Genomic DNA, 23297 nt, shown 5'->3' on the forward strand with positions numbered 1-23297 from the left:
TTGGATAGAGTAGGTTTTTTTTAGAATTCGAATTTTTTTGGTTTTTCATTTACTGTATAGTACTTATCAACTTGAAAAACACGGTGTGATTACATTGGATCCGTTTTATTTTATTGCGCTTATCGTTTTATTGCCCTTTGTCATGACACTCGCCGTGCCGTTTGCTTATAAACTCATGAAAGAGAAAGTCGGATGGTTCGCAGCTGCAATCGCTGCGGTCTGTTTTCTTCTGATCGCTTCCATGGTGCCGTCAATCATGGACGGGAATAATCCGGCGGGCGCAGTGTCGTGGATTCCGAGCCTTTCGGTCAATCTGGCGTTTTACGCAGATGGGCTTGCCGTTTTACTCGGTCTCATCGTCTCGTTTATCGGTATACTGATTTTATCGTATTCCAACAAATATCTCTCCAAAGACGAAGATCTGGTTCGTTACTACCAATATCTTCTCGTTTTCATGGGTTCCATGTTCGGTGTCGCTTTTTCCGACAATCTGATTCAGCTCTTCATTTTCTGGGAACTCACAAGCATCAGCTCGTTTATGCTGATCGGCTATTATCGAAAAACCAAAGAATCCATTTACGGCGCAACCAAAGCGCTTTTAATCACAGGCGGTGCCGGCCTTTTCATGTTTGTCGGCTTCATGTGCCTTTTTGCAATAACCGGCACATACGGCATTTCAGAAATGCTGACCAACCCCGAAATGTTGGCAGCGATTAAAGAAAGTCCGCTTTTCACAATCACACTGATTCTCATTCTCATCGGCGCGCTGGCCAAATCCGCGCAAGGCCCGTTTTTTATTTGGCTCCCTAACGCCATGGAAGCACCGACGCCTGTCAGCGCGTTCCTGCACTCGGCAACAATGGTGAAAGCCGGTGTCTTTTTAGTGGCGCGTCTTCATCCGATGTTTTCAGGAACCACGGATTGGTTTGTACTGGTTGCCGGCCTCGGCTTAATCACAATGATTGGCGCCGGATTTTTAGCACTTAAACAAACCGACCTCAAAGCGATTCTCGCGTTTTCAACCATCAGTCAATTGGCTTATCTCATGACGATGTTCGGCTTCACAACTTATGCAGAACCCGGCATCGGCGTGTCGGCAGCCGTTTTCCACTTACTCAATCACGCCACGTTCAAAGCGTGTCTCTTCCTGTTAGTCGGCATTATCGCGCACGAGCTGCACACCAGAGACATCCGCAAAATGGGCGGACTCCGAAAAGAAATGCCGATTACATTCGTTCTCATGGTGATTGCCGCGGCAGCCATGGCCGGTATTCCGCCGCTCAACGGGTATTTGAGCAAAGAACTTTTCTATGAATCCTCCGTTCACATGGCAGAAGCCCTCGGCGGCGGAATCGCATACCTCATTCCCGTCCTCGCGGTGATCGGCGGTGTTTTGACGTTTGCATATTCATTCAGATTAATTCTTAAAATCTTCACGGGAAAAAGAACGGAAGACCCCGATGTGCCCAAACACGTTCATGATCCGTCTTGGGTCATGCTTGCGCCGCCGGCGATTCTGGCCGTTTTAATCGTTGTCATCGGTCTTGTCCCGACACCGTTTGTTGAAGCATTGGTTCAGCCCGCCGTTAACGCAATTTTGCCGGGTGCTGAACATCTTCACGTCGCGCTGTGGCACGGCATCACGCCTGCATTTATCATGACAATCATTACCTTCGCGCTCGGTATTCTGCTTTACACTCAATACGACAGAATCGCGGCGTGGCAGGTTCGTTTCAATGAAAAGCATCCCAAAATCAGTTTGAATTACGTTTACAACACAATGGTTGACAACGCTTTCAGATTCGGCGCAACTTTCGGCAGAATGCTTCAAAAAGGCTCGCCGCGACGTTATGTCGGAATCATGCTGGCGTTCATTATTTTCATGGTCGCCATTCCGCTCGGATTTGCGTTAGCGACAGGACAGCCGATTTTTTCAACAAATCTCATCTTCAAAATCGCAATCTCTGAAATGATTTTATTCATTCTCATTGTGCTGGCGGCATGGGGCGCATCGGTTTTGCCGAGATACGTTCCGATGATTTTAGCGTCATCCGCGCTCGGCTTTTTCGTGGCTCTGCTTTACGCTTATCTCAAAGCGCCCGACTTGGCAATGACTCAACTTTGCGTTGAAACGCTGTCAACAATCATGTTCTTGTTAGTGATTATGAAGCTGAGAACCAAAGAAGCCATCCGCCCCGAGACCAACAAAGTTCGTCTTCGAAACGCATTCATTGCACTTTGCGCTGCATCCGCGCTTTTCCTGTTGCTTATGGGTGCGGATTTGTTCCCGGCGTTTGAATCGTTCTCCCACTATTTCATGGACAAGGGCGTTGAACTCACAGGCGGCAAAAACATTGTCAACGTGATTGTGGTCGATTTCAGAGGATATGATACGATCGGCGAAATTTCTGTTTTGTCAATCGCGGCGCTTGCAATTTATAATTTAATTCAAAGCCGCACCAAAAAAGATGGCGTGTCGGTTGATGCCGATGCTGATGCCGCTTCAAAGACAGCGGTTCCGGGTAATTTCGTCCCGAGCTGTCCGATTCCGGGCGCGCCCGTCGGCGGCAACCAAGTTTTAGGTCACGTTCCCTGCGAGGACGTTACCATTCATCAAAACGGTGACAAGCCGACCATGAGTGTTGACGAAAAATCCGTTAACAGTCACTTGGACGAAGGCTTTTCAAACACCATTCGGGAGGAGAAAAAATGAGTACGGTTATCGTAAAAACAATGGCAAGAGCAGTTCTTATTGTCGCAATCCTCTTCTCGATTTATTTGCTGCTCAACGGCGCGAATGTTCCGGGAGGCGGTTTCGTCGGCGGCGTTTTATTCGTCTGCGCGATTGCATTAGTGTATGTCGCTTACGGTATGAAATACATTAACAACCGCTTGAAACCGGATTATTTGTCATGGGTTGCTTACGGTTTGCTTTTCGCATCCATTACAGCCATCGCGCCGATGATTGTAAATCACAATTATTTCAGAAGCGCATTTACACATTATCATTTGGAAATTTTCGGCATTCACATCGGCGAAATCGAGCTTTTGTCATCTATGTTCTTTGACATCGGCGTTTATTTCACCGTTATCGGTGCTTTGCTTTTCATATTAACAAACATCGCCTCGGATAAAATTAAAGAAACCGACGAGTCGGAATCTGACCGCGCGGATTTACTCGGCGAAAGCGAGGATTTCAGTTTAAAACCCAAAGCACCTGTTAAAACAGGGGCGACAAACGTGACGGCAGACATAACAGCAAATATGACTGCAAACACAGCTGCAAACACAGTTGCAAACACGGAGGAATTCAAATGACCGAAGTATTTACCGCATTGACGATTTCATTGGTTTTCGGTATCGGCATTTATATGATTCTTCGCCGCGATATTATGAAAATCGCTGTCGGTTTCAGTTTAATCAGTCACGCGATCAATTTGACCATCGTGACATCCGGTATCTTTACGGGAACGCTTGTTCCGATTCTGACAGAAACCATCAACGAACACGCCGGCTTCATCTTTACGGATGATTTCGCAAACGGCATTCTCGCGCCGATTGTGACCGGCTTTACAGAAAACGGTTCATTTGTTGACCCGCTGACGCAGGCACTTGTTTTGACGGCAATCGTCATCAGCTTCGCGACAACGGCCATTTTGCTGACGCTGGCTTACCGCATCAGTGAAGAGTACGGGACAACCGATGTTGATGAACTCAGGAGGCTTCACGGATGATTTCTATACTTTCAGGGATTGAGGCGTTTGTTCTCAACAATCTTGTTATGCTCCCGATTGCAATCGGTCTTCTGATGGCGCCGGTGATGCTGTTCCTCAGAAACAAGCCCAAAGCACAGAAGATTGCGGCAATAACTGTTTCCGTTCTCCTGCTCGCCTTAGCCGCGATTCTGTTTTGGATCGTTTATCAGGACGGCATTCAAGTTTACGACATCGGCGAATTCGGAAAATACGGTATCGTTTTGGTCGGCGACATGCTTTCAGCATTGCTTGTCTTACTGACAGCGTTTATCGGTTTGTTCGTTTTGATTTATTCCTTTGATTACATCGAAAAGAACTCTCTTTCCGCCAGTTATTATCCGCTTTATTTCCTGATGCTTGCCGGCATTTTCGGCATTTTCTTAACAGGCGATTTGTTCAACCTTTTCGTCTTCTTTGAGATCATGTTCCTTTCATCGACCGGTTTAATTATGGCAAATGAAGCGCTCAGCGTTACGGATTCGGCACACAAGCTGGAAGCGACATACAAATATATGGCACTCGGCATGCTCGGCTCATTCATGATGCTGGTCGCAATCGTGACGATTTACGCAACAGTCGGCTCTTTAAATATGGCCGATTTAGCCGCGAAAATTCAAATCATAGCAGAAACCGGAACGATTCCTTGGGTGATTATCGCGGCAGCACTCCTCTTTATTGTCGTTTTCGGCAACAAAGCAGCACTTGTTCCGCTCCACTTCTGGCTTCCGGATGTCCACCCGACAGCACCGACACCGATTTCGGCGATGCTCAGCGGTATTTTAATCAAGGTCGGCGCTTACTGTATGCTTCGTGTCTTGTTCCTGATATTGTACCCGACAAAGGATTTCTTCCTGCCGATATTGATGTTCTTCGCGCTGCTGACAATTGCGGTCGGCGCGATTTCGGCGATGGGACAAACGGATTTAAAACGCGTCTTAGCTTACTCAAGCGTGTCTCAAATCGGCTACGTTCTGCTCGGCCTGTCGCTCGGAACGACGGCTGCCATCGCTGCTGCCATCATGTATCTTGTCAACCACGCGCTTGCCAAGTCGATGCTTTTCCTGACAGCAGGCGGCATTATTCATGAAACGCATACACGCGATTTGAGAAAAATGGGCGGATTAATTACGATTTTGCCGCTCTTTTCAATGGCGTTCCTCGTTGGCGCCATGTCAATTGCCGGCTTCCCGCCAATGGGCGGCTTCATTTCAAAGTTCGCTTTGTTCCAATCCGCTGTCAGCGGTGAATTTTGGCTCCCGCTCCTCATCGCTCTTTTAATGGCGGTCGTGACCATTTTCTATATGTTCAGAACGTGGATTGCGATTTTCTGGGGCGAAAATAAGGGAAGCTTAAAAGAAGCGGATGCAGATCCCGATGTTCCGGTTCCGGCAGCAGCTCCGGCGAAGAAGCATAAGATTTCCATTGAAATCGCGTTGCCGATTGTCGCGTTGTGCGCGGCTGTTATTATTTTGGGTGTTTACCCCGAGCCGCTTTATGAAATCTCAAACATAATCGCAACACAAATTCTTGATCCGACGGAGTATATTACAACCGTTCTTGGAGGTGCTCCGAGATGATTCGAATAATGAAATACACGATTTACCTGGTGCTTGGCGTTGTCTGGATTTTCCTCAGCGGCAGCTTTACGATCGGCAATTATTTGCTGGGCGTTTTCTTCTCCATACTGATTCTTTATCCGTTTAGAGATATGTTTACGTTTACGGATTCGGGCAGCGACGTGATTCGCAAGATTCCGAAGAAAATCAAATATGTCTATGTTCTCTTCCGTGAAATTCTCAAAGCGAACATTTTCATGGCTTATAAAATCCTTCAACCGAAGTTGGATATCCGCCCGGGAATCATCGCTTATCCGTTTACAACATCCCGCAGCATTTCAACAACGATGCTTGCAAACACCATTTCGCTGACGCCCGGAACGCTGATTATGGATGTTCACGTCAAGAACAAAACGCTGAAAGGGCCCGGTATTTTCTACGTTCATTCCATTTACGTTGAAAGTCCGAAAGAAGTGCGTGATTCAATTCGTGAGGATTTGGAAGAAGTTGTTTTGGAGGCTTTCGAATGATTGACTTCGGACTTGTCACCACCATTGCGCTTGTTATTGCGACTTGCGCATTGTTTTTGGCCGTTTACCGTTTGTTTGTCGGCCCGACAATCATGGACAGAGTGGCATCTGTTGACGCGATCGGCAACACGCTTGTCGTGATTTTTGCGATTTACGCCTTCTCCCAGCAATCGACATTCTTAATCGACATTGCCATTTTACTGGCGTTAATTTCGTTTATCGGCACTTTAGCATTGGCTAAATACATTGACAAAGGGGAGGTGTTCTGATTGGATTTTTTGGCAAGCATTGATTTTACCACTATCCGCCTTTACCTCAGCTACGCCTGTCTCTTGTTCGGTGTTTTTGACGTTTTGGTCGGAATGATCGGCTTAATCCGCCTCCCTGACATTTACAACAGATTGCATGCAACAACAAAAATCGCGACAACCGGTGCATTTTTCGTTTTGCTCAGCATTTTGATTCAGGACGGATTTACAGCATTCGGTCTCAAAGCCATCGCAATTGCGATTTTCCTCTTGATGACTGCGCCGGTTGCCGGCCACGCGATGGGCCGCGCTGCTTACAACATCAACATTCCGCCGTGCGACCAAACGCTCTTTGATGCTTACTGCGGCAAACGCCAAGGTGATTACTGCGATGATTACGACTTCCATGAAGGTTCTTACGTCTTTTTGGATATTGAAAGAAGAGAAAAGGATCACATTCAGTCAGACCATTATAAAGAACGTCTGACAGGACAGTTCGTTGATGAATTATCTGTTCTGGCTCATGATGTCGTTGAACACACGCCCGATACGTTTGTTGAAAGCGATGATGATGACGACGAAGAATTGATTACCGGATCCGAATCGATTGAAAAATCGGCGCCGTTTTTCGAAAAATTCGAAGAACCGGAAAAGGATCACAACGTTCATGATCAAACAAATTCCGAAACGGAAGACGAATCCGAAAACAAATCGAAAGATGAAATGAAAGAACAAGAGGATGAAAAGAAAGACGAATAATCATTCGTTTTTTCTTTCGTTTTCTTTTTTAATTTTCTTTTGATTCTTTTTTTCTTTTTATTTTTTATAACTCTTATTTTCTCCCTTCATTAACCGTTTCTATCACTTATGTTTTCAATCTCTTTTTGATTTATTTAAAATCTAATATCTTTTTTAATATTTCATACGAAATCAAAACCTTATTATACAGGTTGTTACGTTCTTAAAATATCGTAACACAAAAATAATATTTTTGTCGGTTATGATTCCTCTACTCACCTCCTTCAATCATATTATAAACACTATCGCGGAAAGCAATTATCTGCTTTCCGTGTCATAATGTGTTTTTTCACAGGAGTATGTATTTTTGGTTTATCTTTCGAGCCGTTTTTCGGAATATAAATCGAAAACGGTTACGGAGTTATTATTATGTTTAAAAAAATTACAATGATTGGCTTATTGGCATTTTTGATTTTGCTTTTTGCAGCGGCGCCCGCATCTGCACACAACGCCGCTTTGATTGTCGGCGATAATATTACCGACGCGATGGAAGCGGATTACAACGATTACCTCATTAAAGAGGGTACAACTCTTCCGATTCTTTTGATTCACGGCCACGGCTTTGAATACGATTTCGGCAACGTTTCAACAGCGGTTAATGTCACAATTGTTTCTCCTGACGGAACCAAAAAGAATGTCACAACTCAAACGGCAACACAAGAAGTTGACAAGATTTTGAGCGGTGAAAAAGACACAGTGACTTATCAAAAAATCAACTACAACTTCACCCAAAGCGGCACTTACTTCCTTTACGCTACGCTTCCCGGTGAAACAACTGAAATTGCAAAATTGGCAATTTTTGTCGGTGACGGAACCTGGGATGACTGGAACAAACAGCTCGGTTTGCCGCTTGAATTTACAATGTACACACGCATGGGCGGATTGGCTGAAGGCGAAACCGTTTTCGGCAGGCTCGTTTATGAAAACGGCACAGGCGCTGAAAACGTGAAATACTATGTCGAACCCGTCAAAACAGCGGCTGAAGCAAAAGAACTTTATGATATGCTTGTTTCCAATTACACAACGGGCGAAAGCATTTATTTGATCTACTCCAAGCGCGCCATGACCGATGAAGCCGGAAAATTCGTTTCGGCAATTCCCGAAAAAGGCGTTTGGTCATTTGTCGCTTCGGCTGATGTTGACGGCACACCCTACAAAGCAACTTACACCTTCCCTGTTTTGCCTCAATTTTACGGCACAGCAGACGAATCCTCAAACACCAACAACGAAACACCCGGATTCGGAATCGTTTTCGCGGTTTTAGCTATTATCGGTGTCGGCGCTGTTCTGTTTATGCGCAGAAAGTAATTTTTGCGTTTTTAATCCCGCTTCGTCGGGATAATTTCAAAAACAAAAACGCCTATCCCCTTTGATTGATTCAAGACTTTCTTGAATCAATTTCTTTTTTTTCAAATCAGTACCGTTATTCATTCAGTATTGTTATCATTTTTTGCAATTATTCGGTATTTTTAAAGCATGTCTGCTTTTATGAAAAAACAATAAAAAAAATGAGTGTTTGAATAAATCAAAACACATGAAAAGCTTCAAACGAAGCTGATTATTATTCGAAATTAAAGAATTACTCGACAACGGTTGCGAATGCGTATTTGGGAAGAACTCTTGTAATTTTAACTGTCACTTCTTCGCCTGCGACTGTGTCGGGGACAAAGATGACGTAACCTTCGACGCGGGCAATGCCGTCGCCTTTCTGAGCAACGTCTTCGATTTTAACATCGTATGTCTTGCCTTCGGAAACCGGTGCTGCGACATTTTCGTTGCTGTTTTTAAACATTGAATTTTTAAACATTTTAATTACCTTTAATTATTTTTGTCGGCACTTTTATAAAGTGTCAACTTTTGGAAAAACTAATTTAAAAGAACCGAACCGTTTGTCGTTATTGCTAAGCAAAAGAGTAAGTTAGAATCTTAATAAATTAATTCTTTGAAAGAAGCAGGACATGTTATAAATACGTTCCGAAAATTCAAAATCAAAACAAGAGCCGCAATTTTTCAAAACCCGTTTCATTCAAAAAATCTGTTTTTAATGCATGTCGGTTTTTGAATCCGTCAAATTCGCCGCCGAAAGCGGCAGTCGGCGAAATGTTTATATAAGGTCAAACGGATTTAGAGTATTCATTTTCAAGATAAATTGTTTATTCAGCCGATTGCTCTTGAAATGATTTTCACAAGCGTGGGCCCGTGGCTTAGTCAGGCAGAGCGGCGGACTCTTAATCCGTAGGTCGGGGGTTCAAATCCCTTCGGGCCCGCTTATCATTCATTTTTTTAAATTTTAAACCCTGCAGCTGTGCTTTTATTCGTCCGGGCCCCACATGTGTTTTTTCACACAAATATTTCCGGCCGGCGTAAACGTAATGCCTTCTCTTTCTAAAACAGTTCTCTGTAATTCCTGACTGCCGAAAACGTATTCCGGCGAGAGTTTGCCGAGGCTGTTGACAACGCGGTGTGCCGGAAGCCCGGATGGCGCCGTCCGCATTGCGTATCCGACCTGCCTTGCTGTCAGGCCGCCGATCATCAGAGCGATCTGTCCGTAAGTGGTCACTTTGCCTTCCGGAATCATTGAAACGATTTTATAGACTTCCTGATACTTCTTTTGAAAATCTTTTTTCTTTTCCATCGTTTCCCTCTTATAAAAATCAGATTTTTTCACAAAATGTAAAACGCCGCCAGAAATCCTGCAAAAACAGCGACAGTTCCTGCCGTAATGTTCAAAAATATATTTGCGGCGGCCGCCAGAAATTTCTTTTGTTCCAAATAAATTAAATTATCATAAGAGAGGGCTGAAAACGTCGTCAATGACCCGAGAACGCCGGTGTTGAAAAAGAAAACAAAGAGTTCCATATGCCTGAAAATTTCACCCTCCAAGGAGCCGGCTTCTTTAGAAATGTAAAACGTTACCAAAGCCAATACAAATGTTCCGACTGCATTTGAAATCAAAACGCCGGCCGGAAATGTTGTCTGTTTTTTGAAAACTTCAACCGTGATGAATCGAATGAAAGCGCCGGCTGTTCCGCCGATTCCGGCAAAAAGGAGTCCTAAAATCGCCATTTCACTAACAGCCATTTCAAACAGCCCCTTTCAGATTTTTATCTTTGTTTTTGAACATTTTTTCGGCGCAATATTTCCCTAAAAAGGCGGCAAAAATGCCGATGAGTATGATAAATGTGACATAAATCAAATATTGAATCATGAAGCTTCCTGTCATTATTGAAGTCAAACCCGCCGCCGTTTCATCAAACACGGTTAAAAACGGGCTGAGCATAAAATATGAAAAAGTGGTGAAACCGCCTAAAAATCCGGTTCCGATGAATAATCGTTTGTTGAGTTTTAATTTATCGGAATGGATGCCGGGCGTTTCATTTTTGACTGCCGGAAGAAACATTAAAAATCCGATTAAAAAACTGCCGACAATGTTGACAAAAATATCTGCGCCCGCTGTCGGGGTTATCATAAAAATAAAAGTTCTGGCGACTGTTCCCAAAAAGCCGCCGGCAAATACGGAAAAAACGGCAGATTTGGTCAGAAAATCAAAAGTATCCGATTTTGATTTTTTTAAATCGGATTTGATTTTTTGTTCCGGTTCTGCCACTTCCCTCTTCTCCGTTTGCTCTGTTTTATTGATTGTTCAGAGTTTTTCGGTGGACGGAACTGTCGTTAATTTTGAGAATTTAACGCCGTTGAGTGAAATGATTTTTTCGGCAAGCGATTTGATGTCGCGTCCGTCTCCGTCTAAAACGACAACTTCTAAACAGTTGTCATGATCCAAATGAATGTGAATAGACGTTTTGATGATGTCGGAATGTTCGTGCTGAATTTCGGCCATCATGTTGGAAAGACCGCGTTTGGTGTGGTCGTAAACCAACGAAATTGTTCCGATACGGCGTCCTTTGATGTCGTTCATCCATTCGTAATGGTTAATGTAGCTGCGAATCGCATCGCGGATACCTTCTGAGCGTGAAGAATAACCTCTTTCTTCGATAATATTATCGAATTTTGTCAAAAGATTATCGGGCAGCGAAACACCGATTCTCATCAGCTCTTTTTCCGAAACTTTTTTGTCGTCAATCATAATATTTTCACCACACAAGTTAATACGGATTAAATACTTCTTTCAGATTTTATAAATCCTGAAAAATTGTATTTTAAATCAGAAAAAACGCTTCTTTCATCACTTCAATCCATTTGCATGAAGCGTGTTTTAAAAAAGAAGCCCTTTTCAATCATATGATTAAATCATATTTTCATTGAACATATTTAACACTATTTATTCGTTTATTTTGTTCATTTTATCGAACTCGTATGATTTTGAAATTTTTCTTTCATTTTTATTTTCATTCTTGACTTCATTCAAGTTTGACTTTCATTCAAGTCCCGGAAATTCACCGGATTTCACAGAATCTCACAGATTTCACAGATTTCACAAGAATTTAATGAAATGAACGCTTTCATTTTTTTATCTGATTAAAATTCAAGGAGTTACAAACAATGCCTGTCTCATCTCTTCAAATCGGTGACAAAGCCCCTGATTTTTGTTTGCCGAACCAAGATTCCGAAAACGTTTGTTTAAAAGATTTTAAAGGAAAGAAAGTTGTTCTTTATTTCTATCCCAAAGACAATACGGGCGGCTGTAAACAAGAAGCTGTTGACTTTTCGTCATTGAAAAGTGAATTCGAAAAAAACGGTGCCGTTATTCTCGGCGTCAGCAAAGATACGGTCGCTTCCCATCAAAAATTTATTGAAAAAGCCGGTTTGACAATCACGCTTTTGGCGGACCCCGAGCTTCAAGTCATCAAAGCTTTTGACGTTTGGCAATTGAAAAAGTTCATGGGCAAAGAAAATATGGGAACTGTCCGTTCCACATTTTTGATTGACTCCGACGGCAAAATCATAAATGTTTGGAATAATGTCCGCGTCAAAGGTCACGCTGAAGCGGTTTTAGAAGAATTGAAAAATTCGTTGAAATAATCAAAAGATATGAAATATCTTGAAAGAAATTCAAACATAAAAAGTTCAAACACAAAAGTTCAAACATAAAAGGTCAAACACAAAAGTAAAACATAAAAGTAAAACACGAAAATATTCAAAAAAAAGAAAAGTAAAAAATGAATTTTAAATTCATTTATTTAATTTATTTGCGGTGGCTGAAGAAATGATAAGCAATGTATGTCATTAAAACGGCAACAATACCGTATGCGACATATTTTTCATCCTTGGACATTTTTTTGCCTTTGGATTTTTTCTTTGCTTTTTTGCTTTCTTTCTTTTCTTTTTTACCGTTTCTGTAAGCTTTGAGCAAGTCCGCGTAATGCATTTCCTTCTCTTTCAAAACCTTCTTTCCGTTGCTGATTTTTTCTTCGAGAATTTCGTTGATTTCATCGAGATCAATGTCGATGTCAATTTCTTCCCAGCCTTCTTCAGCATTGACGGGAATTGATTTCTTCGGTGCTGCTGTTGATTTTGCCGTTGATTTTGCCGTTGATTTCGGCGCGGATTTTGTTGCCGTTGTTTTAGCTGCGGGTTTCTTTGCTGCTGTTTTCGGTGCAGCGGCAGTCTTTGTCGCGGCCGGCTTCGAAGCAGCGGTTGATCGGGTTGCAGTTTTTGCAGCCGGTTTTTTAGAGGCAGTTGTTGCTTTTGCTGCCGGTTTTTTAGCAGCGGCTGTTTTGGCGGCCGTTGATGTTTTTGCTGCTGTTGTCGTTGTTTTTCTTGCAGTCGTTGTCTTTGTTGCTGCCGGTTTTGCGGCAGATGCTGCGGGCTTTCTTGCCGCGGTCGTTCTGGACGCTGTTGTTTTTGATGCTGCTGCGGTTGACTTTGCAGCCGGGGTTCGTGCTGTTGTCGTCTTTGTCGCAGTTGTTTTTGCCGGTGTTTTTGTTGCCGGTTTTGCTGCCGGCTTTGCGGGTGTTGCCGCAGATTTCGGAGCGGTTCCTGTCTTAATTTCAGACGGAATAACAGGTTTAGATGTTGATTTTGACGCATCCCGAACTGTTCCGGATGTTGTCATCTCTGTAGGTGTGTCAGCCATAACTTTACCTTCTGTGATCGATTATTTTTTTGTTTTTAGTTAAGTTTTTAGATAATTTTGAAATTAATAAACTAATAACCCCATTAATTTAATATCTATTATTTTTATATAAGCCTTCTTAAATCGTCTCTAAACCAAACATTTTTCCTTTCCAATTGATTCAAAAAAAATCATTTTTTTAAATTGAAAATTGATTGCGGGAGGATTGTTTTTTAAAACAAAAAATGTTTTTCTTTTCAATATTTTCTCAGTATTTTTCAATACCTTTTCAATACTTTTTCAATACTTTTTCAATATTTTTTCAATAATTTATCAACCGGAAACATCGTTTTTTATGAAATGAATTGAAAAATGAATGCCGTTTTAATCATGAAGTTTTCATTCATTTCATTATTTTTAGGGTTAATCGGCATTCGGATTTAATGAAATTATCAAAAAATGATGTTTGTTTTTTTCAAATAATAAAAATTTCAAGTACGACCGCAATTCAAGATTTTACGAGCGAAGCGAGTAAAATTGAAGAATTGCGGATTATTCCCCGCCGTCGTTAAAACAAATTTAGCGATTTATTAATTCGATGATTTATTCGCTGTTTTTGTTGTTTATTCAACGTATGAGTACGAATCTCCAACGCTTCCTTTCATTCGCTTCGCTCATGAAACTCGCGTTGGAGGCGGTTGTTTTGTCTTTCATAAAATTATAAAAAATAAACATCCGGTTTCAAAATAAAAATAAAAAAAGAACGCCGGTAAAACCATGAACTAATAATTTTTTAATTTTTCAGGTTTTAATGGGCGTTCGGATTTGATGAATTTTATCAAACCCGATGTTTGGGTTTATTTTTTGATTTATTTCAAAAAATTCAAAATAAAATCATTTTAAATTAATTTTAAATTAATTTACCGATCGGTAAATTCTCTTCATTGACCAGTTCAATGCCCAATTCTTTGGCATTTTCTTCAAGCATGATGTCTACCATTGCCGCTGAAGACGCAACGTATTTTGCGTTCTCGATCGGGCCGTAAAGCAGGAAGTTTGCGCCGAGTGCCTGCGCGACTAAGTTCGTTCCGATGTCTGCCGGCAAATAATATTCTTTGGGATTTTCCTGCGTCTTTTTGAATTCGCGCATCCAGTCCCAGGCTGACGCCGTATTGTGGAAACCGCCGCCGACGGGGTATCCGAGATGCCCTTTAATCGCCGTAATGCCGCGCATAGACGCGCCCGCGCCCGAGCCGAGCGGAACGGCCGCAACATCAATCAACGGTTTCTCAATGCCGCACATTTTTGAAATTTCCAACAGACCGCCGGACAAACCGGTTCCGCCCTTTTCCAAAATTTCAATTTTGCCCAAAACCGTCGGGTTAATCGCATTGAACGCCAAAACAATTGACGCGTTAATTTTGCTTTCCGTTAACGCTTTAATTTCATTTTCTTCAATGCTTGCGTTGATCGAATTGTAAACGGCACGGTCGTGAACGCCGATTTCTGTTGCATAAAGAGCGGCTGCCGCGCGCACTTCACTGTCAGAAGAATCCATTAAAAAAGGCGTTTTATCGTCAATGTCAATGAACCAGTCAATGTAACTTTTAATCGCTTCAGGCGTTTCGCCGACAAGCTGATTTGCGCAGGAAACACCCGTTTTGTCACAAATCTCAAGCTGATCGTTCCACAATTTCTCGGCGGCGGCTTTGTCAAAAATTCCTTTGTCCGCATCCGTTACAATTTTATGGCGGTTGTAAAACATCGTTCCGATAATCACCGTCGGAACTTCGCCGGGCTGACCGCCGAAACGAACGCCGCCGACTTCATAAATCTCCTGCTTTTTTTCAAATTTAAACATAATTTAACTCCGATTTTCCTGAAATTTTAAAATAAAAAATAATTATGAAAAATAATTTATCAGTATAAAAAACAGCGAAGCCAGAATCAGCGCGGCAAGAACACCGTATAAAATGCCGACATCTCTGCCGATTTTTCGGCCCGTTCGCTGAGCAACTTCGGCGCGGACAAACTCTGCCTTTTCATCCAAACGATCTAATCGCTGTGTGATTTCTTCATATTCCAAAACCGTTTCATCTTCATTTTGGAATTCAATTTTTATTTCTTCCTGCATCTGAAATCCTCAACCTCTTTTTTTAAATCGCTCCGATTAAATGCCAAATAATCAGCGGAATCACCAAAACAAAAACAACCGCTGTTAAAAATCCGGCAATAAATCCGATGCGCCGTGTTGTTATAATTCCCGAATCTAATTTTTGAGCGCGTGAAATCAATTGAGAACGGTAACTGATACTGCTGACCAGTTCATCCAAATTATTCCGGATTTCTTGTTTTCTCATTTTCACCGCTCCCTCATTATTATGCCAAAACCAAAATAATTCCGGCAACTGCCGCCAATAAAATCATCAATACAAATCCGATGACAAACCCTTCAATTTTTCCGGCTTGAAATCCGGCCTGGAATTTGTGATAATCGCCGATGCCGGCAATTTTCTGATCCAAAGATTTGAGACGCGTAATCATCGTCAAAGATGAAATTTCTTCAACGGACGCGCCGCCCGAAACCGTGCCGCTCTGTTCATAGTCGTCTTCATCCGACTCTTCGCCATCGGTTCCATTCGTCTTTTCCTTAACGTCTTGAATCAACGGTGCTGCCGGAAACGCGCCCGGATCATTTGCAATGCATTCCTTAATCTTCTCGGAAATCTCACCGATGTCCTCAACATTAATCATGTCAATGCATTCAATCTGTTCCATAAAGCGTTTCACAGCTTCTTCCGATAAGTTTTCAATATACGGGATCGCGCCTTTTGCGCCGACAATTCTGTTCTTGGAAATGCCGTTTTGATGAAGCATTAAAATCGCTTCGCCGGTAATGTGTCCTTTTACTTCGGCACCGCAAACGATCAAGTAGCGGATGTTCGGGTTTGAAATGATGTGTGAAACCAATTTTTCAATGCCCAAATTTTCGGTTTTGCAGGAGCCGGAAATTGCTGCGCCCGCCGCGGCCAACGCCTCATCGTCCAAATGCGAGCCGCATGTTACGACCGCAACGCACGACTCAGTGCTGCCTGTCCGGTATTCGCCTTTGAGCATCGGCCAGCCTGCTGCCGCCTGTGACTTTTCGCTGTCTGCCATCTCAGACCCCTCCGTATAAAACGCTTAAAAGAAGCAAAAAAACACCGGAGAGAATAAGTCCGGCAATCAATCCGTAAAAGAAATTCGTCACGACCCCGGCACCGATTGCCGCATTTTCGCGGCCGCGCCAGGAATTGTGAAGCGGTTTGTCAGAAGACAGCGAGTCCATCAAACCGTCAATGACATGTTCCGTTTCGTCCAATTTTTTAATCAACGAAATCATGGAGCGGTTTGGAGCAATATTTTTTTCTTTAGAAATTACCGATGTCAACGGATCCATTACCAATTCCGTTTCAGGTGCAATTCGTATTTTCAATTCAAATCCTCCTCGCTGGGGAGTAAGCCCGTTTCCGTAATTTGCCAGGCATCTCTTTTTACATAAGTCCAAAATTTATAGAATGAAATAAGTATAAAAGCAATTGACATAAAGATTGTGATTCCTGCTCCGATTAAATACGCAAGCGTTGCACCTGATCCGTATCCCATGAAGAATGCGGCAATGCCGAGAATCAGCAACAAAAGCAAAGCGTCTAAAACCGTCAGCATTTTTGTCCGGTCCTGCGCTTCGTCGGGCCCGAGATTTGCGTTGTAAGCATGGAAAACGGCAACGGCAATGCCGATAAATCCGAGCGCGGAAATTCCTGTTAAAATGTAACTTGAAAAAACAATTGTGCTCTCAAGCGTTCCTGCGATGACGATAAAAGAGGCAATCATTGCAAGCGTACAACCGGCTGTGATTTCCGCGATTCTTTTTTCCATTGACGGAATGTTCATGCCGAGAATTTTATTGATGAGTTTTCCGCTAATCCATCCGATAACTAAAGCCAAAACAACGCCGATCATCGGGCTCCAAAACGCATTTACGGATACGGCAAAAATTGAAATGATGCAGGCAAGACCGATGCCGAACATCCCGACCGACGGAACGCCTGTTCCAAGGCCATATTTTGAAATTTTTCGAACCGCATCCGCCGCCCAAATAATTGCAAAAACCATTCCGACACCGGCTGTGAAAGAAACGATTGGTCCTCCCAAAACAGCGGCATAAATTGTCAGAAGACTGATCAACAAGCCTTCCAATGCCGGTTTTTCAAGCAAGAAGAATTTATCTTCTTTTGTTTTTTGTTCGCTTCTGCTTCCGGTAGGATTCATAATGCGCCTCCTTGCTGAATTACAATAAAGAGAGACATAATGCCGCAAATGAATGTCATAACGGCTGAAACGATAATCGCTTTGGGCAATTTTTTGAATTTCGGGTCATAATATCCTTCAATCGTTCCGCCGATATTGTATGACGCGATGACGGCATTGATAAAATATATTGAAATTGATAAAAGAATTGAAATTGTTAAGGCGGCGGGCGTTGAAAATACAAAATCTGTTTGTGAATGTAACACGGTATAAATTACTGAGTAAATCAATGAGCCGCCGATTCCGCCGATAATGCCGCCGACGATGCCGCTTAAAAATGCCGCGGTCGGAATGCCGTGTCCTTCCGTTCCTTTGGACACATAAATATCCTGGCGGTCTTTTGTCATCGGATCGCGAACCGCTTTTCCGGAGGCGAGCGGAATGCCGATGCCGTAAATGTAGCCGATGTTTGAAATCAGCATAACGATTGAAATCATAATGGCGGACCCGATGCCGCCGAGTATAATGCTGAGCAGCACATCGCCTGAGAGGAGGTGTACAGAGACGGCAACCAACAAGCCGGTCAGCCCTGCACCTGCTGCCAGTTGCGTTGTTCCGGTGCCGACGCCTGTTGCCTGTGCCATTGCCGCGGGCGCGCCGCCGACGGGAATCAAGTGAACGCTGATTGTAATCAAAACGCCGCCGAGCGTGATTAAAAGAGACGCAATTAAGAAAAGAATTATGTTCATCATTCTACAATCTCCGTCTTTTCTTCTTCTCTGTAAGGGCCGAAATTGCGGCGGGCGGACTTTTCTAAAAAGCGGTTAATTAATATTGTTGCGAGAATAAACAAAACGCCTGCGATTAAACCAATCCATCCGACAGCATTTCCCCATTCGGGGTTGAATAAAACCGTTATCCAAGATGTCATGAATAAAACGGCGGCAAAAGCGATTCCCGTTGTCGGGCCGCCGAATTTGGATGAAAACCACGAGTTGTCAACGCCGGATCTGATTCCCGACTCCGCTTTTCTGACAATATTTCCGGAATACGCGGCGTTTATGCCCGATCCGAATTCTAAATTCTGGTATAAACGCTCGGCGCCGTATTGTATATCGCCGACGGAAGAGCCGATGGATCCGACCGTAATGCCGAGAATTAGAGCCAAAAGAGGAATCGGAATCCAAATTTCCAGGTAAGATGTCATTAAGTAACAAATAATCAAAATGCACGCCGTTGTCATAAAAGCGTAAGCGGCAATCACCGGGAGATTGGTTTTGAAGACATCTAAGTAAATCGGTTGTTTAAAACGGCTTTGACTTGAGATTCTTCCAAAAAATGAGGTTGTTGCTAAAATCATATGAATCATCATCGCCGCAACTGAGCCGATGACAATGACAGTTATAATTGATAAATCGTAAAAAGATTCGAGAGAAACAGCGATTACAGCGCCGATGACCGCGGCAAGACCGTTTGAAAGCGGTTCGCCGGAGATTGCTTTGTTAAAAAGGCGGTGCGGATATTTCATTTGAGGAGCCAGTTGAACTTGAGAATTCGGGTTGCTTTGAGAACCGACAACGGATTCCAAATCTTCGGTATAGCCTGCAATTGCAGCAACAGCACCGACCAGTGCCAGCACGCCCATTCCAATCAGCGGGTCCATTCTCTCCTCCTCCGTTTATAAACATCTGTCGTTTTGAATCGTTTTGTTTTTGTTTTCGCAGGTCTAATTCAAACTTATATTTAATATAATCGCTGAATTATTTCCGCGGCGGTTTGCCCTCTGTGTATTTTGCTTGCGTTTTTGTGCTGACACGCAATTTAATATATTCCGTCTCCGTTTAGTTCTCCATGAAATTTGGTGTTTCTTCATTTGCGGGTCCGCTTTCCGAATTGGATGGTTTGGCGGATTCCGTTGAACTTTACATTCCTAAAATGAATCTCTACAAAGGCAGAGAGCTTCAAAAGGATCGCTTAGATGCTTTTTTCGATTCATTTTTCTCCTACGATTTTTACTGCTCGGCGCACGCGCCTTATTTCCCGGACCCCGAAGGGGAACATCCGCGGGAACTTTCAATTGATACGGCAAGAATGGATGATTCGGATTTTCAATTGATGTTTGAATCAATGGATATTGCCGCTCACGCCGGGGCTGACGTTTTGGTTGTTCATCCCGGCCGAATCACGGAAGGCGGCGCTCAAAAATCGTTCGGCCGAATGGTCCAAAATTTAAAAAGATTGGCGGACTACGCCGAAGAGATCGACATTATGATCGGTTTGGAAAACAAAGAATATACAGATCCGCTGAACTTGTGCTGCCGCGCGGAAGAGCTGGCAAAAGCAGTCGATTTGGTGGATTCTGATTATCTCGGCGCGACGCTGGACATCGGTCACGCGAACCTGACCTGCGGCGGCGATCCGCAAAAGCTGGCGGAATTCGTTAAAACGATTTCACCGCTTGTGGTTCACGTTCATATTCATGACAACCACGGCGTTGACAATGGCCGCTACGGCGGAGACGAACATTATGCGCCGGGTCAGGGAACCATTGATTATTCCGCTCTTCGCGGTCTCGGAAATTATGACGAAACTTTCAATTTCGAAGTGTTTTCCGTTGAAGAATTCCGAACCGGAAAAGAGTTTTTCAAAAATAAGCTTTCGGAATTCTGGAATCTTTAATTGATTCTGTTTGTGCAACAGCCTGTTGCACAAATAAAAAAAGTCTTAATACAAAGAAGCAATTTTATGATTATCATTAAGGTAAGGATTTGAAAAACATGATGAAAGATGAAGGCAGGCTTGTGATTTGGCCGGCTTATTTGGATAAGGAAAGAACCCGCGCCGAAGGCCGCGTTATTTCAAAGAAAAGCGCCGTCTCCAAGCCGGAATTTGATGAAATCGTCAAAGCCGCTCAGAATTTGGGACTTTCTCCGCTTCCGGAAACCGATAAATCTTATCCCCGCTCCTGGTGGGAAAAAAGCGGCCGCGTTATGATTAATAACGACGAACCCAAAAATGATTCCGTCCGCAAAATCGCGGCCGAAATTAAAAAAATCAGAGGCAATTAAGCCTCTTAAACTTTATTTCTTTTTTTACAATTCGTTCATTTTTAATTCGTAAACCGGAATACCTTCTTTTGTCGGCGGTGTCAGCCAATCAATAATTTTTAAAAGCGCGTCCGGCGTTTCCGCTTCAATTTCTAAATAAACGGAGCCGAGCGGCTCAACATCTGCCGGGAAGCTGAGGTGCTTCATCAATGCCGCCTGTTTATTGAGCGCAACAAGAGTTTGGCAGCCGCTTTCATCCGTTCCATTTTTGAAAGCGGTATTGGCGGTATCAATGATTTCTTCTTTTCGAATCAAATAATGAATTCCCGAAAGAAGTTCCAAATTTCCGTTGATGCAGGCGGTTTGTTTTATATTTTCGCCGTCACAATCGATTTTATCGAGAGCGGGAATTGTGCCGGAAATAAAATCCGGGCGGATTTCTTCGCTTTTCGGGCGGCCGAAGTTTGCCATATTGGAGACAGCCGCACCGACTTTTTCAGGGTCTTCCGTTCTGTAAACGGGTGCAAAAAAGGTTACTTTCGCGTTGAGCATGTTCATCCCGATTATTTTCCTTCTTCGGCAATCATTTCTTCAAAGAGATTGCGGATGTTGGCGCGGTAAGCGTCTAACGTGGATGTGTTTTCAATGATTCTGTCTGACGCTGCAATCGCTTCGCCCATGCCCCATCCGATTTCACGCGTGTCGCGTTCTTTGAGCTGTTCAATGTTGTCCATGTCGTCTTCTCTTTTGCGTGACATGATTCTGTCAAAACGCTCTTCAATCGGGGAGTCAATCGCAATTGAAACGAGCATGAATCCGTCTCCGAGATGCTCTTTGAAATAATCGACTTCCGCGATTCCGCGAACGCCGTCAATGACGAAAACCTTTGACGGATTTTCTTTCATTTTTTCTTCAATCATGACCATGCATCTTTTGGCAATGGCGTCCATGCCTTCTTTCTCGCGCAATTCATTCGCGATTTTACCGCCGTCGGCCGGGTCTGCGCCGCGCAGTTCGACTTCTTTTCGGATCACATCACCCATTGTGACAACGGGAATGCCCATTTCTCTCGCAACATTGGACGCTTCGGATTTTCCGGATGCGGGCATGCCGACAAAAGCAATAATTCTCAATTTATTTTCTCCTGAAATAGTTCTAATTTTGAAAAAATATGCCTTCATTCATTTTAAAGCATCCCCTTTCATCGTGAAATAAAACAATTTAAAACCCGTGATACGATTTTGTTTTACTTTTTGAAAAGCCGGGCAACTCGCGCGCGGCGGCGTTGCATTGCCGGCGGTGAAACGCGTCCTCACAGAAGTAATTGTAAAATAGAAGAAAATCTATTGATAACGTCGTTGAGGCTGTTTTATGTTTTATGATTTTAACCCGAAAAAACCGGTTTTGTTTTTGGCGCCGATGGCTGACGTCACAAATCCGGCCTTCCGTTTTGTCGCACACGGGTGCGGCGCGGATTTCACGTACTCGGAGATGATTCACTCCGACGGCTTCAACCATGGTGATCCGTATGCGAAAAATCGCGGCTTTTCAATTGACGGCGTTCCTTACGGTGTTCAAATTGTCGGCAGTGATTCCGAATTGATTGCAAAAGCGGCAGCCGGGCTTGAAAAAATGTTTTCTCCGGCAGCCAAAGTCATTGATATTAATATGGGCTGCCCGTCTCCGCCGATTACAAAAACCGGCTGCGGTGCCGCCTTAATGGCGCAGGATTTCGGCGCGGAAAATCATCCGGCCTCCATCATTCGCCGCGTTTGTGAAATGATTGAAACCCCGGTCACCGCCAAAATCCGAATTTACAATGATGATGAAAAAACGCTTCGCTTGGCGAAATCTTTGGAAGATGCCGGCACGTCGGCGATTACCGTTCACGGAAGAACGCGCGGTCAAATGTATTCGGGAAACGCGAATTGGGAAATTATTGCGAAAATCAAAAAAGAGCTTTCGATTCCCGTCATTTTAAACGGCGATATTGTTGATGAAAAATCGCTTCAGACGGCGATGGATTTAACGAATTGCGACGGTTATATGGTCGGCCGCGCCGCCATCGGAAATCCGTCTGTTTTCAGAAGGCTTAAATTTTATTTGGAAAACGGTGAGCCGGCAAACATGTCACAGACCGATGATTTCTCAAACCGGGTCGATGATTTCAATCGCTACTTTTTCTTTTTGCAAAAATATGATTTGCTTCCGCATGTCAATATTCGGGCGCATGCGCAATGGTTTACGAAGGGTTTGCCGTATTCGCGGGAAATGCGATTGAAAATTAACGATCTTCATAAGGATGTTCGAATTCGGCATTTTTCCGACGACGAGCTTGCCGAAGAAAGAAGCGCGCTGGCTTTTGAAATTTCAGGCATTTTTGCCGAATACAATGAGAAATGCGCGCTTGAATACGGGAAAATCGGCGACAACGCTTCGTTTTGATAAACATTATTTTGACAAACATTAAAATGCAAGCTTTTCCATATTCGTAAATATCATGTCTGTTTCGCTTCCGCAGCCGTTCATTCGCCGGTACCTTCCCGACGACAAATACAGTATTTTGATGCTGGAAGCGGAGGCTTTTAACGAACACAATCCGTATGAATACATCAATTTCTATGAAGTCTTTCGTGACGGTTTTTTTGTCTGTGTTCTCGGCAGCGATGTTGTCGGCTTTATTGTCGGCTACGCGCTTTCGGAGTCGGAAGGTCACATCTTTTCGGTTGCCGTCAGCAAATATTACCGGAACCGCGGAATCGCCGAACTTTTAATCGATCACATGTGTACATATTTCCTGATCAAAGGCTTGCAAAAAGCGTCGCTTGAAGTTCGTGTCAGCAACAAGCCTGCCATCAATCTTTACACCAAACTCGGATTTATGACGGCGTGGGTGGAATCACAATATTATTCCGACGGCGAAGACGGTTACGTGATGATGGCGAATTTGAATTCTTATTTCTTCAGAAAAGAGCAGATGAAAGTCTTCGGGGAAGCCGGAAAAAAAGAAGGAAAAGGCGTTAATTAAAATCGTTTTAATTATTTCGCCTGTTTAAT

29 protein-coding genes and 1 tRNA gene are annotated in these 23297 nt (G+C 43.4%); 14 read left to right on the forward strand and 16 right to left on the reverse strand.

Translation table 11 applies throughout. From position 1 onward, the window contains the following. Positions 1–94 precede the first annotated feature (94 nt). The 8 genes from mbhE to C7391_RS02575 all read left to right on the forward strand — a co-directional run bounded on the left by mbhE (position 95) and on the right by C7391_RS02575 (position 8195). Positions 95–2713, forward strand: coding sequence for a hydrogen gas-evolving membrane-bound hydrogenase subunit E (gene mbhE / locus C7391_RS02540; RefSeq protein ID WP_133516985.1), 2619 nt, complete (start codon positions 95–97; stop codon positions 2711–2713). Continuing rightward, a complete protein-coding gene (locus C7391_RS02545; RefSeq protein ID WP_133516986.1) occupies positions 2710–3318 on the forward strand; it encodes an MnhB domain-containing protein in 609 nt (202 codons plus the stop codon). Before mbhE ends, C7391_RS02545 begins: the two co-directional genes overlap by 4 nt. Continuing rightward, entirely contained in the window at positions 3315–3734 is a 420-nt protein-coding gene (locus C7391_RS02550) for an NADH-quinone oxidoreductase subunit K (RefSeq protein ID WP_133516987.1), read from the forward strand. The genes C7391_RS02545 and C7391_RS02550 overlap by 4 nt, the downstream gene beginning before the upstream one ends. Further along, the gene (locus C7391_RS02555; RefSeq protein ID WP_133516988.1) at positions 3731–5332 is read left to right on the forward strand and encodes an NADH-quinone oxidoreductase subunit M; all 1602 of its coding nucleotides are present in this window, start codon (positions 3731–3733) and stop codon (positions 5330–5332) included. Before C7391_RS02550 ends, C7391_RS02555 begins: the two co-directional genes overlap by 4 nt. Then, a complete protein-coding gene (locus C7391_RS02560; RefSeq protein WP_223611030.1) occupies positions 5329–5841 on the forward strand; it encodes a Na+/H+ antiporter subunit E in 513 nt (170 codons plus the stop codon). Before C7391_RS02555 ends, C7391_RS02560 begins: the two co-directional genes overlap by 4 nt. Then, the gene (locus tag C7391_RS02565; protein ID WP_133516989.1) at positions 5838–6110 is read left to right on the forward strand and encodes a monovalent cation/H+ antiporter complex subunit F; all 273 of its coding nucleotides are present in this window, start codon (positions 5838–5840) and stop codon (positions 6108–6110) included. Before C7391_RS02560 ends, C7391_RS02565 begins: the two co-directional genes overlap by 4 nt. Then, on the forward strand, positions 6111–6848 hold the full coding sequence (gene mnhG, locus C7391_RS02570; protein ID WP_223611029.1) for a monovalent cation/H(+) antiporter subunit G: 738 nt from the start codon (positions 6111–6113) through the stop codon (positions 6846–6848). A gap of 408 nt (positions 6849–7256) precedes the next feature. After that, positions 7257–8195, forward strand: a complete 939-nt coding sequence (locus C7391_RS02575; RefSeq protein WP_133516990.1) for a DUF4198 domain-containing protein — start codon at positions 7257–7259, stop codon at positions 8193–8195. 271 nt (positions 8196–8466) lie between these two features. Here C7391_RS02575 and C7391_RS02580 read toward each other — a convergent pair whose 3' ends face one another. Then, positions 8467–8694, reverse strand: a complete 228-nt coding sequence (locus tag C7391_RS02580) for a TRAM domain-containing protein (RefSeq protein ID WP_394343202.1) — start codon at positions 8692–8694, stop codon at positions 8467–8469. Between the two features lie 386 nt (positions 8695–9080). On the opposite strand from C7391_RS02580, the gene C7391_RS02585 reads away from it, so the two are divergent. Next, a tRNA-Lys gene (locus C7391_RS02585) sits at positions 9081–9154 on the forward strand. A gap of 44 nt (positions 9155–9198) precedes the next feature. Here C7391_RS02585 and C7391_RS02590 read toward each other — a convergent pair. Genes C7391_RS02590 through nikR form a run of 4 tightly spaced genes read right to left on the reverse strand, consistent with a single transcriptional unit; the run spans position 9199 to position 10974 of the window. Then, entirely contained in the window at positions 9199–9522 is a 324-nt protein-coding gene (locus tag C7391_RS02590) for an MGMT family protein (RefSeq protein ID WP_133516991.1), read from the reverse strand. 29 nt (positions 9523–9551) lie between these two features. Then, positions 9552–9968, reverse strand: coding sequence for a fluoride efflux transporter FluC (locus tag C7391_RS02595; RefSeq protein ID WP_133516992.1), 417 nt, complete (start codon positions 9966–9968; stop codon positions 9552–9554). A gap of 1 nt (position 9969) precedes the next feature. Beyond that, positions 9970–10494, reverse strand: coding sequence for a fluoride efflux transporter FluC (locus C7391_RS02600; RefSeq protein ID WP_166627376.1), 525 nt, complete (start codon positions 10492–10494; stop codon positions 9970–9972). A gap of 36 nt (positions 10495–10530) precedes the next feature. Beyond that, complete coding sequence (gene nikR / locus C7391_RS02605) at positions 10531–10974, reverse strand: nickel-responsive transcriptional regulator NikR (RefSeq protein WP_133516994.1); 444 nt, start codon at positions 10972–10974, stop codon at positions 10531–10533. A gap of 416 nt (positions 10975–11390) precedes the next feature. On the opposite strand from nikR, the gene bcp reads away from it, so the two are divergent. Then, a complete protein-coding gene (gene bcp / locus C7391_RS02610; protein ID WP_133516995.1) occupies positions 11391–11870 on the forward strand; it encodes a thioredoxin-dependent thiol peroxidase in 480 nt (159 codons plus the stop codon). A 163-nt stretch (positions 11871–12033) separates the two neighbouring features. Here bcp and C7391_RS02615 read toward each other — a convergent pair whose 3' ends face one another. The 9 genes from C7391_RS02615 to mtrE all read right to left on the reverse strand — a co-directional run bounded on the left by C7391_RS02615 (position 12034) and on the right by mtrE (position 18856). Further along, positions 12034–12924, reverse strand: a complete 891-nt coding sequence (locus C7391_RS02615) for a hypothetical protein (RefSeq protein WP_133516996.1) — start codon at positions 12922–12924, stop codon at positions 12034–12036. An 889-nt stretch (positions 12925–13813) separates the two neighbouring features. After that, positions 13814–14764: a tetrahydromethanopterin S-methyltransferase subunit H gene (gene mtrH, locus C7391_RS02620; protein ID WP_133516997.1), complete on the reverse strand. Its 951-nt coding sequence runs from the start codon at positions 14762–14764 to the stop codon at positions 13814–13816. A 42-nt stretch (positions 14765–14806) separates the two neighbouring features. After that, positions 14807–15037 (reverse strand): tetrahydromethanopterin S-methyltransferase subunit MtrG, encoded by a 231-nt coding sequence (gene mtrG / locus C7391_RS02625; RefSeq protein WP_133516998.1) that lies wholly within the window; start codon positions 15035–15037, stop codon positions 14807–14809. Positions 15038–15059: 22 nt separating this feature from the next. After that, complete coding sequence (locus C7391_RS02630) at positions 15060–15263, reverse strand: tetrahydromethanopterin S-methyltransferase subunit F (RefSeq protein WP_133516999.1); 204 nt, start codon at positions 15261–15263, stop codon at positions 15060–15062. A gap of 19 nt (positions 15264–15282) precedes the next feature. Beyond that, positions 15283–16062: a tetrahydromethanopterin S-methyltransferase subunit A gene (gene mtrA, locus C7391_RS02635; protein ID WP_133517000.1), complete on the reverse strand. Its 780-nt coding sequence runs from the start codon at positions 16060–16062 to the stop codon at positions 15283–15285. Position 16063: 1 nt separating this feature from the next. Further along, positions 16064–16378, reverse strand: coding sequence for a tetrahydromethanopterin S-methyltransferase subunit MtrB (mtrB, locus tag C7391_RS02640; RefSeq protein WP_133517001.1), 315 nt, complete (start codon positions 16376–16378; stop codon positions 16064–16066). Next, on the reverse strand, positions 16375–17214 hold the full coding sequence (gene mtrC / locus C7391_RS02645) for a tetrahydromethanopterin S-methyltransferase subunit MtrC (protein ID WP_133517002.1): 840 nt from the start codon (positions 17212–17214) through the stop codon (positions 16375–16377). The genes mtrB and mtrC overlap by 4 nt, the downstream gene beginning before the upstream one ends. Continuing rightward, on the reverse strand, positions 17211–17945 hold the full coding sequence (mtrD, locus tag C7391_RS02650) for a tetrahydromethanopterin S-methyltransferase subunit D (protein ID WP_133517003.1): 735 nt from the start codon (positions 17943–17945) through the stop codon (positions 17211–17213). Before mtrD ends, mtrC begins: the two co-directional genes overlap by 4 nt. Continuing rightward, positions 17942–18856, reverse strand: a complete 915-nt coding sequence (mtrE, locus tag C7391_RS02655) for a tetrahydromethanopterin S-methyltransferase subunit E (RefSeq protein WP_133517004.1) — start codon at positions 18854–18856, stop codon at positions 17942–17944. Before mtrE ends, mtrD begins: the two co-directional genes overlap by 4 nt. 188 nt (positions 18857–19044) lie before the next feature. On the opposite strand from mtrE, the gene C7391_RS02660 reads away from it, so the two are divergent. Further along, entirely contained in the window at positions 19045–19872 is an 828-nt protein-coding gene (locus C7391_RS02660) for a sugar phosphate isomerase/epimerase family protein (RefSeq protein ID WP_133517005.1), read from the forward strand. Between the two features lie 98 nt (positions 19873–19970). Then, positions 19971–20261, forward strand: coding sequence for a signal recognition particle protein Srp19 (locus C7391_RS02665; protein ID WP_223611040.1), 291 nt, complete (start codon positions 19971–19973; stop codon positions 20259–20261). Between the two features lie 24 nt (positions 20262–20285). Here the strand turns inward: C7391_RS02665 and C7391_RS02670 are convergent, their stop codons facing one another. Beyond that, on the reverse strand, positions 20286–20798 hold the full coding sequence (locus tag C7391_RS02670) for an RNA-binding domain-containing protein (protein ID WP_133517006.1): 513 nt from the start codon (positions 20796–20798) through the stop codon (positions 20286–20288). Positions 20799–20803: 5 nt separating this feature from the next. Beyond that, positions 20804–21373: a nucleoside monophosphate kinase gene (locus C7391_RS02675; RefSeq protein ID WP_133517007.1), complete on the reverse strand. Its 570-nt coding sequence runs from the start codon at positions 21371–21373 to the stop codon at positions 20804–20806. Positions 21374–21611: 238 nt separating this feature from the next. Here C7391_RS02675 and C7391_RS02680 point away from each other — a divergent pair, with 238 nt between their 5' ends. Then, positions 21612–22685, forward strand: a complete 1074-nt coding sequence (locus C7391_RS02680) for a tRNA dihydrouridine synthase (RefSeq protein WP_133517008.1) — start codon at positions 21612–21614, stop codon at positions 22683–22685. 55 nt (positions 22686–22740) lie between these two features. After that, positions 22741–23268: a ribosomal protein S18-alanine N-acetyltransferase gene (rimI, locus tag C7391_RS02685; protein ID WP_133517009.1), complete on the forward strand. Its 528-nt coding sequence runs from the start codon at positions 22741–22743 to the stop codon at positions 23266–23268. The last annotated feature ends 29 nt before the right edge of the window (positions 23269–23297 follow it).

Source organism: Methanimicrococcus blatticola, from assembly GCF_004363215.1.
In the GTDB taxonomy this organism is placed as follows: domain Archaea; phylum Halobacteriota; class Methanosarcinia; order Methanosarcinales; family Methanosarcinaceae; genus Methanimicrococcus; species Methanimicrococcus blatticola.